The organism is Thioclava sp. F34-6 (assembly GCF_002213235.1).
Classification (GTDB): domain Bacteria; phylum Pseudomonadota; class Alphaproteobacteria; order Rhodobacterales; family Rhodobacteraceae; genus Thioclava; species Thioclava nitratireducens.
Genome location: NZ_NBOA01000004.1, coordinates 179,052 through 192,529 on the forward strand (window position 1 = coordinate 179,052; position 13,478 = coordinate 192,529).

At 62.4% G+C, this 13,478-nt stretch carries 11 protein-coding genes; 6 read left to right on the top strand and 5 right to left on the bottom strand.

Going from position 1 to position 13,478, the window contains the following annotated elements:
• Positions 1-34: 34 nt before the first annotated feature.
• Positions 35-712 carry a DsbA family protein gene (locus B6V72_RS09835; protein ID WP_075775241.1) on the bottom strand — a complete coding sequence of 226 codons (678 nt, stop codon included), beginning with the start codon at positions 710-712 and terminating at the stop codon, positions 35-37.
• Positions 713-1,261 (bottom strand): DUF721 domain-containing protein, encoded by a 549-nt coding sequence (locus B6V72_RS09840; protein WP_088735458.1) that lies wholly within the window; start codon positions 1,259-1,261, stop codon positions 713-715. It lies immediately after the preceding gene.
• Positions 1,262-1,344: 83 nt separating this feature from the next.
• On the opposite strand from B6V72_RS09840, the gene mutY reads away from it, so the two are divergent.
• Both mutY and B6V72_RS09850 read left to right on the top strand, forming a co-directional pair.
• Positions 1,345-2,397 carry an A/G-specific adenine glycosylase gene (gene mutY / locus B6V72_RS09845; RefSeq protein ID WP_088735459.1) on the top strand — a complete coding sequence of 351 codons (1,053 nt, stop codon included), beginning with the start codon at positions 1,345-1,347 and terminating at the stop codon, positions 2,395-2,397.
• A 58-nt stretch (positions 2,398-2,455) separates the two neighbouring features.
• A complete protein-coding gene (locus tag B6V72_RS09850) occupies positions 2,456-3,598 on the top strand; it encodes an alkane 1-monooxygenase (RefSeq protein ID WP_088735460.1) in 1,143 nt (380 codons plus the stop codon).
• A 66-nt stretch (positions 3,599-3,664) separates the two neighbouring features.
• Here the strand turns inward: B6V72_RS09850 and B6V72_RS09855 are convergent, their stop codons facing one another.
• On the bottom strand, positions 3,665-4,300 hold the full coding sequence (locus B6V72_RS09855) for an alpha-ketoglutarate-dependent dioxygenase AlkB (protein ID WP_075775237.1): 636 nt from the start codon (positions 4,298-4,300) through the stop codon (positions 3,665-3,667).
• A gap of 182 nt (positions 4,301-4,482) precedes the next feature.
• Between B6V72_RS09855 and dnaK the strand changes: the two genes are divergently transcribed.
• From dnaK to radC, 3 genes are all read left to right on the top strand, one after another.
• Positions 4,483-6,399, top strand: coding sequence for a molecular chaperone DnaK (dnaK, locus tag B6V72_RS09860; RefSeq protein ID WP_088719886.1), 1,917 nt, complete (start codon positions 4,483-4,485; stop codon positions 6,397-6,399).
• Positions 6,400-6,473: 74 nt separating this feature from the next.
• Positions 6,474-7,637 (top strand): molecular chaperone DnaJ, encoded by a 1,164-nt coding sequence (dnaJ, locus tag B6V72_RS09865; protein ID WP_075775235.1) that lies wholly within the window; start codon positions 6,474-6,476, stop codon positions 7,635-7,637.
• 95 nt (positions 7,638-7,732) lie between these two features.
• A complete protein-coding gene (gene radC, locus B6V72_RS09870) occupies positions 7,733-8,494 on the top strand; it encodes a DNA repair protein RadC (RefSeq protein ID WP_088735580.1) in 762 nt (253 codons plus the stop codon).
• Here the strand turns inward: radC and B6V72_RS09875 are convergent.
• Positions 8,485-9,474: a hypothetical protein gene (locus B6V72_RS09875; protein WP_088735461.1), complete on the bottom strand. Its 990-nt coding sequence runs from the start codon at positions 9,472-9,474 to the stop codon at positions 8,485-8,487. The genes radC and B6V72_RS09875 overlap by 10 nt on opposite strands.
• Before the next feature lie 205 nt (positions 9,475-9,679).
• Entirely contained in the window at positions 9,680-12,382 is a 2,703-nt protein-coding gene (secA, locus tag B6V72_RS09880) for a preprotein translocase subunit SecA (RefSeq protein WP_088725240.1), read from the bottom strand.
• 181 nt (positions 12,383-12,563) lie between these two features.
• Between secA and B6V72_RS09885 the strand changes: the two genes are divergently transcribed.
• Entirely contained in the window at positions 12,564-13,478 is a 915-nt protein-coding gene (locus B6V72_RS09885) for a peptidylprolyl isomerase (protein ID WP_075775232.1), read from the top strand.

Consider the following 13,478-nt stretch of genomic DNA (forward strand, 5'->3'; position numbering starts at 1 on the left):
GCGGGACCGGCCTTCGCTTGATCTGTACAAAAGCTCAGTTGGCTTGCTTCGCCAGCTCGTCGTCGAGAATCTTCTTGAAGTCGTCCCAAGCCATGTTGGAATGCTTCTCGCCATCGATGATGAAGGTCGGCGTCGCGTCGATCTTGTCGTCGCCCGCGTTCTTCTGGAAGGTCGCGACCATCTTCTCAGCGCGCTTCTCGTCGTTCATGCAGGCGGTGACCTGATCGTTGCTCAGCCCGGCCTGCAGGCCGATCTTGCGCAGATTGTCCGCGATGGTCTGCGGCTTGCCGTCGCCGATCCACTCCTTCTGCTTGTTATAGATCATGTCCGAGATCGCGTAATATTTCGGGTCGCCGCCGCACTGCGCGATCAGACCCGCCCAGACGCCGAACTTGTCGAAATAGACTTCGCGCTGGATGAACTTCACCTTGCCGGTATCGATGTAGTTCTTCTTCAGTTGCGGATACTCGACCTTGTGCCATTCCGCACAGTGCGGGCAGGTGAAGGAGGCGTATTCGATCACCGTGACCGGCGCATCTTCCTGACCGAGAACCACGTCGGGCAGAGTCTCGACATCTTTGCTCGCCGTGGCTTCCTGCGCTTGCGCCGCAGTGATCAGGCTCGCTTCGCTATGCTGGCTGGCGTACCAGCCGCCCGTAGCGAGGAGGCCCATAACGGCCGCGCCGCCGAGGATCGAAAGAGTTTTGCTCATTTATCTGCCTTTCTTCTGTCCAGCCCGCTCTGCGGACTTCGATAGAACGTTTCTTGCCAGTTCTTCCAGCGCCGATTTCAGACCGGCATCGCTACATTCCGCAACGCGCGCCTTCGCTTCTTCGATGATACGGAGATCGGGCGCCTTGGGTTCAGGTTTCGGTTTCGGTGCGAATTGCGCCTGACCATCGGCAAAGCCGGTCGGCGCCGTCTGCGTCAGCGAGATACGCGAGATCGCGTTATAGCCGTAGCAGGCATTCACCTTGTCACGGATTTGCGGCAGCTGCATCTGCAGCATCGGCGCCGCCGCCCCGGTGGTCAGCAAGGTAAGGGTCGCCCCGAAGCCGCCTTTCGTGTAGCCGATCTTCACCGGGCGGCATTGCGCGGCCGTCTCAGGACCCACGACTTCGGCCCAATGGGTCAGCAGACGCGACACCGCGAAACCCCGCGCTTCGCCCGCGGCTCGGATCCGGTTGCGCAGCAGCCCGCCCGCGGCTTCAAAGCCACGCATCCGCCGATCCGGCGTCTTTTGCGGGTCGCTTTTACTCATTCGGGGCGGTTCCTCTTGATCCATCCCATTCTAGGCAGCACATCGGGCCGGGCCAACCGGTCGGCAAGAGGGGAGCATAAACATTGCGTGACGGTAAAGGGGCAATCGGCGAAACCCTGCTCAACTGGTACGACACCCATGCCCGCGTCATGCCGTGGCGCGTATCGCCTGCGGATCGGGCAGAGGGCGAGCGACCCGACCCCTACCGCGTCTGGCTCTCCGAGGTGATGCTGCAGCAGACCACGGTCGCCGCCGTGCGCGACTATTTCCGCCGCTTCACCGAGCGCTGGCCCGATGTAGGTGAATTGGCGGCGGCCGAAGACGGCGACGTGATGGCAGAATGGGCGGGGCTCGGCTATTACGCCCGCGCCCGCAACCTGCTGAAATGCGCGCGTGTCGTGGCGGATGAGATGGACGGTCGCTTCCCCGAGAGCGCGGCGGAACTGCAAAAGCTGCCCGGCATCGGCCCCTATACCTCCGCAGCCGTCGCCGCAATCGCCTATGACGAGCCCGTCGCCGTGGTCGACGGCAATGTGGAGCGCGTGGTTTCGCGCCTCTTCTCCGTCGACACGCCCCTTCCCGGCGCGAAAGCGGAACTGACCGACCTGACCGCGCAGATCACGCCCGAGGACCGACCCGGAGATTTCGCTCAGGCGATGATGGATCTGGGCGCGACGATCTGCACGCCGCGCAACCCGGCCTGTGGCATCTGCCCGCTGATCGACAGTTGCACCGCGCGTGCCGCCGGTATTGCCGAGACGCTGCCGCGCAAAGCCCCAAAGAAAGAAAAGCCGACCCGTCGCGGCTTTGCCTATGTGGTGATGAACGCTGAAGGCGACGTGCTGCTGGAACGTCGCCCGGACAAGGGACTTCTGGGCGGCACGCTGGGCTTTCCCGGCTCGGACTGGTCCGACGCGCCGACACCCGCCCCGCCGGTGCAGGCCGACTGGATTCTCTCCCCCGTCGAGGTGCGCCACACCTTCACCCATTTCCATCTGATCCTTCAGGTCCATGTCGCCCGCAAGGAGACCGAGTCCATGACCTCGCGGACAGATTTCCGCCCGGGCGATCTACCCACCCTGATGCGCAAGGTCTGGGATGCCGCGCAGAGCGCCGATGGGTCGCAAGCTGAATGATTGTATCGGGTTAGCGTTCGGCTAGTATGACCGCGCCCGCATCGCTCACGAGGCCCCGATGTCCAGCCGCGACGAAATCCGCCGCCCCTCGCACGCCCTGCCCTTCTGGCTATCGCTCGGCACCGTGCCGCTGGCGGGGATCGAGGCGTGGGTCGGCGGCTGGACCCTGATCCTGCTGCCCGCCTATGCGTGGTGGCTGACGACGGTGCTCGACCAGCTGCTGGGGCATAACGAGGACCAGCCCGACACGGAAACGCCCGAGGACGACCTGTTCTGGTACCGCGCAATCACGTTGATCTGGTTCCCGATTCAGGCGGCAGTGATCTTCGGCACGATCTGGTGGGTGGCGCATACCGATCACCTGAACGGCTTCGAGATCGTCGCCCTGATGTTCGGCGTGGGCGTGATCTCGGGCACGATCGGCATAGTCTATGCGCATGAGCTGCTCCACCAGAAGTCCAGGCTGGAACGCTGGCTGGGCGACCTGCTGCTGGCCACAGTCCTTTATTCCCATTTCCGGACCGAGCATCTGCTGGTCCATCACCTCTGGGTCGGCACGCCGCGCGATGCGGTCTCGGCACGCTACAACGAAGGGTTTCACCGCTTCTTCTGGCGGGTGATCTTTGAATGCCCCCGCTCCGCCTGGAGAGCCGAGAAGCTGAAACTGAGCCGCGCGGGCCGCCCGGTCTGGCACTGCTCCAACCCGTTCTGGCGCTACGGCGCATTGCAGGTGCTGGCGCTGGTCGTGGCGGCGCTGCTCGGCGGATGGATGGGGCTCGGCCTGTTCCTGCTGCAGGCCTTTTTCGCGGTCTGGCAGCTGGAGTTGACCAACTATGTCGAGCATTACGGCCTGACCCGGCAATACAAGGGCGAGGGGCGTTACGAACATGTCCTCCCGCGCCATAGCTGGAACGCCGATCACACGGCCTCGAACTGGCTGCTGATCAACCTGCAGCGCCACTCAGATCACCATTACAAACCCGATCGCCGCTTCCCGCTGCTGCAGACCTACGATGCCGAGGAAGCCCCGCAGCTGCCCTTCGGCTATCCCGGTATGACGGCGCTCGCGATGATCCCGCCGCTCTGGCGCCGCCGGATGAACCCGCGCGTGCGGGCGTGGCGGCGGAAATACTACCCGGATGTCGAGGACTGGACGCCCTATAACACGGGCATGACGCCGTTGCCGCGCGGCTCTTTCTGACGCGCCCCTTCCTCTTGATGAAAATATCCCCGCCGGAGGCTCCCGCCGGCGCAGCCCGCACAGGCCTCAGGTCACGACGCGCATCGTCAGGTTGATCCGCCCGCCCTTCGGCATCAGCGGCGAGGTGCCGGGCTTCACGCGGTCGATTCCATGATAAAGGAGCCGCGCCTCGCCCCCCATCACCATCACGTCACCCGAACGCAGCCAGATGCTTTCGGTCTTTCCGCCGCGGGTACGGTTGCCGATGCGGAACAGCCCGTCATCGCCCAGCGAGACCGAGACGACGGGCTGGTCGAAATCCTGCTCGTCGCGATCTTGATGCATCCCCATCTTCGCACCTTCGCCGTAGAAGTTGATGAGGCAGCATTCGGGGGCGCGACTCGTGCCCGAGACCGCCTCCCAGATATCGAGGATCGGTTGCGGAATCGCGGGCCACGGCTGCCCGTCGGGATGAGTCTCGGAATATCGGTAGCCGCGTCGGTCGGAGATCCAGCCGAAGCGCCCGGCCGAGGTCATGCGCACCGACATCGGCTTGCCGTAAGGGGTCATCGGCGAGAAAAGCGGTGCCTGCGTCACGACGCTACGCAGCGTCTCGATCAGCGCCTTTTGCTCCTCGAGACCGAGCCAGCCGGGGTAATGCCGGAAGCCACGGATCTCCTGCGGGTCGGGGCGAGATATTGCGTGTTTCGGATTTTCTGTCATTTTCTCGCAATCTTCCTCGGGGGAGCCTTCTTGCAGGCCGATTTTCCCCTCCTTATATACGCTTCGAAGCCGATGGCGGACCACACCGCCAGATAGCAGAACATGAAACCGAAACCCAAGGGATAGGGGCCGGGGGCCTGAATGGACCCGTTCCCCGTCATATCGCCAAGAGAGGTAACATCATGGGTAAAGTCATTGGTATCGACCTCGGGACCACGAACTCCTGCGTCGCCATCATGGATGGCGCACAGCCCCGAGTGATCGAAAACTCCGAAGGGGCACGCACCACCCCCTCGATCGTCGCCTATACTGACGACGAACGTCTGGTCGGCCAGCCGGCGAAACGCCAGGCGGTCACCAACCCCTCGAACACCGTCTTCGCCGTGAAGCGCCTGATCGGTCGCCGCACCACGGACGCGGAAGTCGAGAAGGACAAGAAACTCGTTCCCTATTCCATCGTCGACGGCGGCAATGGCGACGCATGGGTCGAAGTGAAGGGCGAGAAATATTCCCCCGCACAGGTTTCGGCCGTGATCCTTCAGAAGATGAAGGAAACCGCCGAGAGCTATCTGGGCGAAGAAGTCACGCAGGCCGTCATTACCGTGCCCGCCTACTTCAACGACGCTCAGCGTCAGGCCACCAAAGATGCTGGCAAGATCGCCGGTCTCGAAGTGCTGCGCATCATCAACGAGCCGACCGCGGCTGCGCTGGCCTACGGCCTCGACAAGAAAGAATCGAAAACCATCGCGGTCTATGACCTTGGCGGGGGTACCTTCGACATCACCATCCTCGAGATCGACGACGGTCTCTTCGAAGTGAAATCGACCAACGGCGATACGTTCCTCGGCGGTGAAGACTTCGACATGCGCATCGTCAACTACCTCGCTGACGAGTTCAAAAAAGAGCATGGCGTTGACCTCACCAAGGACAAGATGGCGCTGCAGCGTCTGAAGGAAGCTGCCGAGAAAGCGAAGATCGAACTGTCGAGCTCGAGCCAGACCGAGATCAACCAGCCCTTCATCTCGATGGGCAAGGACGGCACTCCGCTGCACATGGTCATGAAACTGACCCGTGCGAAGCTGGAGAGCCTCGTGAGCGATCTCATCAAGGCCTCGCTGAAACCCTGCGCCGCCGCGCTGAAGGATGCCGGCGTCTCCAAGGACGAGATCGACGAAGTCGTGCTCGTCGGCGGTATGACCCGTATGCCGAAAGTCGTGCAGGAAGTGACCGGCTTCTTCGGCAAGGAGCCCCATAAGGGCGTGAACCCGGACGAGGTTGTGGCGCTCGGTGCGGCCATTCAGGCCGGCGTTCTGCAAGGTGACGTGAAAGACGTCGTCCTGCTCGACGTGACGCCGCTGTCGCTCGGCATCGAGACGCTGGGTGGCGTGTTCACCCGCCTGATCGATCGCAACACGACGATCCCGACGAAGAAGAGCCAGGTGTTCTCCACCGCGGAAGACAACCAGAACGCGGTGACGATCCGGGTCTTCCAGGGTGAGCGCGAGATGGCTGCCGACAACAAGATGCTCGGCATGTTCAACCTCGAGGACATCCCGCCGGCCCCGCGCGGTATGCCGCAGATCGAAGTGACCTTCGACATCGACGCGAACGGTATTGTCTCCGTTTCGGCGAAGGACAAGGGCACCGGCAAGGAGCAGAAGATCACGATCCAGGCGTCCGGCGGCCTGTCTGACGAAGAGATCGAAAAAATGGTTCAGGACGCCGAGGCGAACGCCGACGCGGACAAGTCCCGCAAGGAACTGGTCGAAACCAAGAACCAGGGCGAATCGCTGCTGCACTCGACCCGCAAGTCGCTTGAAGAGCATGGCGACAAGGTCGATGCCTCGACCGTCGAAGCGATCGAACTCGCGGCCAACGCGCTTGAGGAAGCCCTCAAGACCGATGAAGCCGGCAAGATCAAAGGCGCGATCCAGAACCTGACGGATGCGGCGATGAAACTCGGCGAGGCCATCTACAAGGCCGAGCAGGAGAAAGCCGGTCAGGGCGAGAGCTCCAACGACGAAGACAGCCCGCGCGATGTCGATGACGATATCGTCGACGCTGACTTCGAAGATCTGGGCGAGGACGAGCGCAAGTAATTGCGCATGGAATGTCGGGCGGGCCTGCCTTTTCCAAGGGCGGGCCCGCCTGCGTTCCGCCAAGGGGGTAACCAATGGCAAAACGCGACTATTACGACGTTCTGGGAACTGCCAAAGGCGCCTCGGCCGAAGAGATCAAGAAAGCCTATCGCAAGAAGGCGAAAGAGCTTCATCCCGATCGCAATTCCGACAATCCCGATGCCGAGGCCCAGTTCAAGGAAGTGAACGAGGCTTATGACGTCCTCAAGGACGCCGAGAAGAAGGCGGCTTACGACCGGTTCGGTCATGCGGCGTTCGAAGGCGGCATGGGCGGCGGGCGTCCGGGCGGCGGTTATGGCGGCGCGGGCGGTCAGGGCGACTTCGCCTCGGCCTTCTCCGACGTCTTCGAAGACCTGTTCGGCGACTTCATGGGCGGCGGCAGAGGCGGTCCCGGCGGTGGGCGTTCGCGCGCACAGCGAGGCTCCGACCTGCGCTACAACATGCGCGTCACGCTCGAAGAGGCGTATCGCGGCACCCACAAGACGATCAACGTGCCGAGCTCGGCCGCCTGTACGGCGTGTAACGGCTCCGGCGCGGAGGGCGGCTCCGAGCCTCAGACCTGTCCGACCTGTTCCGGTCTGGGCAAGGTGCGCGCGCAGAACGGCTTCTTCACGGTAGAGCGGACCTGCCCGACCTGCGGTGGTCAGGGTCAGGTGGTGAAGAACCCCTGCAAGGTCTGCCATGGCGCAGGCCGCGTGGAGGTCGATCGCCAGCTTCAGGTCAACATCCCTCCGGGGGTCGAGACCGGCACCCGCATCCGTCACGCCGGCGAAGGCGAGGCGGGGCTGCGTGGTGGTCCGTCAGGCGATCTCTACATCTTCATCGAGGTCCAGCCGCACGCGATCTTCGAACGCGAAGGCACCGATCTGCATTGCCGCGTGCCGGTCAGCATGGCGACCGCAGCCCTTGGGGGCGAGGTCGAGGTGCCGACGATAGACGGTGGCCGCAGCCGCGTTAAAATCCCGGCAGGCAGCCAATCGGGCCGCCAGATGCGCCTTCGCGGCAAGGGTATGCCCGCGCTGCGCGGCGGCGGATCCGGCGACATGTTCATCGAACTGGCCGTCGAAACCCCGGTGAACCTGACCGCACGGCAGAAGGAAATCCTCAAGGAGTTCCAGGGGATCGAAGCCGAGAACAACCCGGAAGGTGCGAGTTTCTTTAAGAAAGTCAAAAGCTTCTGGGATGGCATGACCCAGTGACAAACATAGGAAAGGCGCCTTCGGGCGCCTTTTTTCTTGGTCTGACCGAGGGCGATTAAGGCTTTCTTCAATCCGAATCGTTCATGGTCTGTTTCATGGACCAGACGCCCCATCATATGGAGGAGCCTCCGCTGCCGCTGTTTGCCAGCGGGACTGCGGTCCGTCCGCCGCCGCGTGCGTCCAAACCTTCCTATCTGCGCGACCACCGGAACCGGCTGCGCACGCGGTTCATGGAAGGCGGCGCGCAGGCCTTGCCCGATTACGAACTGCTCGAACTGGTGCTGTTTCGCGCCATTCCCCGGCAGGATGTGAAGCCCCTCGCCCGCCGCCTGATCCAGACCTTTGGCGATTTCGGGCGGGTGATCTCCGCCCCGCCGAACCGACTGCGACAGGTGACCGGCGTCGGGGAGGCTGTGGTGATCGAGTTGAAGCTGGTCGAGGCGTCAGCACAAAGGCTCGCGCGGTCGAAGGTAATGCATCGCCCCGTGCTCAGTTCGTGGCAGGCGCTTGTCGATTACTGCCACATGGCGATGTCCCATGCCGAGACGGAGCAATTCCGCCTGCTGCTGCTGGATCGGAAAAACGCGCTGATCGCGGATGAGGAACAGGGCCGCGGCACGGTCGATCACGTCCCGGTCTATCCGCGCGAGGTGATGAAGCGTGCGCTGGAGGCAAATGCCTCGGCGCTGATCCTCGTCCATAATCATCCCTCTGGCGATCCGACTCCGTCAGAGGCGGACATCGTCCTGACCCGACAGATCGACGAGGCAGCGAAGCTCTTCGGCATCGTGCTTCATGATCACCTGATCCTCGGAAAGGGTTGCGAGATCAGCCTACGCTCGGAGGGTTACTTTTGAGCGGTCAGGCCCTGAGATTCGAACCCGTCAAGCGGCAGAACCACCGTGCCGCCCTCGGAGGGGCAAGCGGGCAGATCGAGCGTGATCGGCATCGCGGCAGTCCCCGTGCCATGCATCCGCATCAGACGCCCGCCGACGGATTTACCGCAATCCTCGGGCAAAAAACTCGCCTCCAATTGCAGCCGGAGATCTGTAAGGGTCTTGGGCGCAGTATAGATTTCGATGCGCTTGCCATCGGCGGCGGTGAAGCTTTGCATATACCCGCCCAGCGACGTGTCCGGCGAACGCGGCTTCGTCGCGTCGAGGTGGCCAGCGTCGTCGAACTGCGCGCCGTTCTCATAGGCGTTGAGATGCAAAGGGCTCTCGGCCTTCGTCACCCAGATCGCCCGGTTGATCTTATCAAGGCCGGAGGCTCCGGCTTCCAGCTGCGCGATCATCGCACCGCCAGCAGTGACTTGCAGCGATGTCGTGGGCGCGAGAAGCGGCAGCACCGCCTCGAAAACCCCCGACGCATCCGTTTGTCCCGCGATCGAGAGCGATTCGTCACGGATCGCCAGATTCGTATCGGGATGGCACGGCGCGTTCAGTTCCAGCTTGGTCAAGCCGTCTCCGACTGGGCTCACCGACAGCACCGGGTTGTCGCAATCGGCGGCACCGGTTTTCAGCGGCATCGGTTGCGGCAGAGGCGCGTTGAACTGGTCGCCAGAGGTGCGCACAGTCGCCGGAACGATCCCGACGCCGGGATCGGCCGCAAAATGATAGACCGGAGGATTGCGCAGCACGGTTTTCGAAATCAGCCGGACCTTCGGCTCTTCGCGGGGCGGCGCGGCACGCTTTTCCCAGGACTCGCTTCCGACCGAGCTGGCGACCAAAGACGCACCGAGTTGCGGACGCGGGCCCACGCTTTGCATCACATGACCAGTCGCGGCGGCGAGCAGGAATGTCGCTCCGATCATGGAAATCTTGCGAATGGTGCGCATCGCCGCCTCGAACTCGGTCTTAGAAAACTGCTTAATTTTTTCCTAATGGCCGAAAGCGGCGAAGCTGGGGCGCGATTGGGGAAATCGTGCACCCATAGCTGGCTTTGGGTGGGGTCACCCTGCCAAGAGAGTCAACGACTCCAACAAGATATGGAAAAGGCGGCCGAAGCCGCCTCAACTTTGCCATATTCTCGTCAGAGTTGTGTCAAACGAGCTGCCCGTGGCAATGCTTGAACTTTTTGCCCGAGCCGCAGGGGCAGGGATCGTTCCGCGACGGCTCGCCCCAGGTTGCCGGATTGGTCTCGTCGAAGCCCGGCAGCGGCTCTCCCACCACCTCGACCTCGGGCGCAGCCTCGGCCGCCGGCGCCTCGGCGGGCGCGAGCTGCTGCTGTTGCGCTTGCATCATCTGCGCCTGCTCTTCTTCGGTTAGCGGGCGAATGCGGGCCAGCTGCTGGGTCACGTCCGAGCGCAAGCTGTCGAGCATGATCTCGAACAGCTGGAAGCCCTCGGTCTTGAATTCCGAAAGCGGATCGCGCTGCGCATAACCGCGGAAACCGATGGTCTGGCGCAGCTGATCGAGCGTAACCAGATGTTCGCGCCATTTCGCGTCGATGATCTGCAGCAGGACCTGCTTTTCGATCATCTGCATCGTGTCGGCACCGAAGGCTTCGGCTTTCTCGGCCATCAGCGTATCGGTCGCCTCTTCGAGACGCTCGGTGACGACCTCCTGATCGACGCCCTCTTCCTCGGCCCATTCCGCGATCGGAACGTCGAGGTTGAGCTGCTCGATCACCGCCTGATGCATCCCTTCGACATCCCATTGATCGGCATAGGATTTCGGCGGCATGTAGCGGTCCACGAGATCTTCGATCACTTGCACGCGCATGTCGCGGGTGATCTCGCCGACCTCTTCGGTTTCCATGATTTCGCGACGCTGCGAGAAGACCGCTTTCCGCTGGTCGTTCATCACGTCATCGAATTTCAGAAGCTGCTTGCGGATGTCGAAGTTGCGGCCTTCGACCTTCGCCTGCGCACGCTCGAGCGACTTGTTCACCCACGGGTGGACGATCGCTTCGCCCTCTTTCATGCCCAGCTTCGAGAGGACCGAATCGAGCTTGTCGGAGCCGAAGATCCGCATCAGGTCGTCTTCCAGCGACAGGAAGAACAGCGAGCGGCCCGGGTCACCCTGACGGCCCGAACGGCCGCGCAGCTGGTTGTCGATGCGGCGGCTTTCGTGGCGCTCGGTCGCGAGAACGAACAGGCCGCCCGCTTCCAGAACCTTCGCCTTTTCCTCGGCGGTCGCCGCGTCGATCCGCTTGCGGACCTCTTCGGGATCGGCGTCGGGATTCGCAGCGAGTTCGTCCTGAACGCGCATCTCGACATTACCGCCGAGCTGAATGTCAGTGCCGCGGCCAGCCATGTTGGTCGCAATGGTCACCGCACCCAGACGACCGGCCTCGGCGACGATGGTCGCTTCCTGCTCGTGCTGACGGGCGTTGAGGACGTTGTGCTTGATACCGGCCTTCTTGAGCATATCCGAGAGCATCTCGGATTTCTCGATCGAGGTGGTGCCGACCAGCATCGGCTGCCCCTTCTCGTGGGCCTTCTTGATCGCCTCAACGACAGCGTCGTATTTCTCCTGCGCCGTGCGGTAGACGCGGTCATGTTCGTCTTTCCGCGCGATCGGACGGTTGGTCGGAATCTCGACCACGCCCAGCGAGTAGATCTCGGCGAATTCCTCGGCCTCGGTGGCCGCGGTGCCGGTCATGCCGCCCAGCTTTTCGTAGAGACGGAAGTAGTTCTGGAAGGTGACCGAGGCGAGCGTCACGTTCTCGGGCTGAATATCGACGCCTTCCTTGGCTTCGATCGCCTGATGCAGCCCTTCCGAGAGGCGGCGCCCCTTCATCATGCGGCCAGTGAATTCGTCGATCAGCACGACCTCGCCCGATTGCACGACGTAGTTCTGATCCTTGAAGAACAGCTTGTGGGCGCGCAGGGCCTGGTTCACGTGGTGCACGATGGTCGTGCTTTCCGGATCGTAAAGCGACTGCCCCTCGGGCAGCACGCCTGCCTCCAGCAGGAGGTTTTCGAGGAAGTCGTTGCCCTCTTCGGTGAAGGTCGCTGTGCGGGCCTTCTCGTCGATGGTGTAATGATCTTCGGTCAGGCTCGGGATGAACTTGTCGAGCGTGATATACAGCTCCGAGCGGTCGTCGGACGGGCCCGAGATGATCAGCGGCGTGCGCGCCTCGTCGATGAGGATCGAGTCGACCTCGTCGATGATCGCGTAGAAATGGCCGCGCTGCATCATCTGGTCGACCGACGTCTTCATGTTGTCGCGCAGATAATCGAAGCCGAGCTCGTTATTCGTAGAATAGGTGATGTCGGCGGCGTAGGCCTGCTTCTTCTCGGGCTCGGCCTGGAAGGGCACGACGACGCCGGTGGTCAGACCCAGCGCACCGTAGACCTTGCTCATCCATTCCGCGTCGCGCCGCGCGAGATAGTCGTTCACGGTGACGACATGCACGCCCTTGCCCGCCAGCGCGTTCAGGTAGGCCGGGAAGGTCGCGACGAGGGTTTTCCCTTCGCCCGTCTTCATCTCGGCGATGTTGCCCTGATGCAGGAAGATGCCACCGATTAGCTGCACGTCGAAGGCCCGCAGGCCGAGTGCACGCTTCGCGGCTTCGCGGCAGTTGGCGAAGGCTTCGGGCAGGATCTTGTCGAGGCTCTCGCCCTCTTCCTGCACGCGGCGCTGAAAATCGCGCGTCTTTTCGATGATCTGTTCGTCGGAGAGGGCTGCGTATTCCTCCTCCAGCGCGTTGATCTTGGCCACCAGCGGGCGCACCGATTTCACCTTACGATCATTCGACGTGCCGAAGACCTTCTTCGCGAGTGTTCCGATGCCGAGCATGTAATCTCCGAGGGTAGCTGACCAGATCGTTATTCCCTGTGCCTTGCCGCATAGGGTTTGCTTGCCTAGAAGAGCTAGCGAAACAAGGCCGAAACGGCTCTTACAGACCCTTGGCGATGTAAGGGGCGACTGCCAGAGTGTCAACGCCGCCTAAAGACGCGGCAGAAAGGAAGTGGCAAGGATGCCGAATCTGACGAAACTGCTTGCGAGCGTAGCGATCTGCGCGATGACTGCCGGAATCGCACAGGCAGAGGACGCAAAAGCGCCTGCACCCGCTGGGGATACCGCGAAATCGGAAACCGCCGCCAAGCCGCGCACCGACCTGAGCGCCGACACTGTCGTGGCTACCGTCAATGGCCAGGACATCACGCTTGGCATGATGCAAACCGTGCGCGACGGCCTGCCCGCACAATACCAGCAGCTCCCCGACGACAAGCTGTTCGACGGCGTCCTGCAGCAGCTGATCCAGCAGACCGCGCTCGCACAGCTCGAGGAAAAGCGCATCACCCAGCGCGATAAGATCGCCCTCGAAGTGCAAAAGCGCGCTTACCTGTCGGGTGCGTTCCTCAACTACACCGCCGACAAGGCGGTGACCGACGAAGCCGTGCAGAAAGCCTATGACGCGAAATACGCCAAGGCCGAGCCGACCAAGGAATATCACGCCGCCCATATCATCGTGAAAACCAAGGAAGAGGCCGAGAAGATCAAGAAAGAGATCGATAACGGCGCCGACTTCGCGGAACTGGCGAAGAAGAACTCGACCGATGGCGCTGCGGCGAATGGCGGCGATCTGGGCTGGTTTAAGCTCGACGCGATGGTCAAGCCCTTCGCGGACGAGGTCGCGGGCATGAAGGAAGGCGAAGTCGCCGGTCCGATCCAGACCCAATACGGCTGGCACGTAGTGAAGCTGCTCGGCACCAAGATGGTCGATGCCCCGAAACTGGCCGATGTGCGCAAGAAGCTGGTGGGCGATATTCGCCAGGAGGCTGTGCAAAACCGCGTAAAGGCTGTTGTGGACGAAGCCAAAATCGACAAGATGACCGACGGGATTGATCCGAGCGTTCTGAAAGATCAGTCCATCCTGGGTAGCAACTGA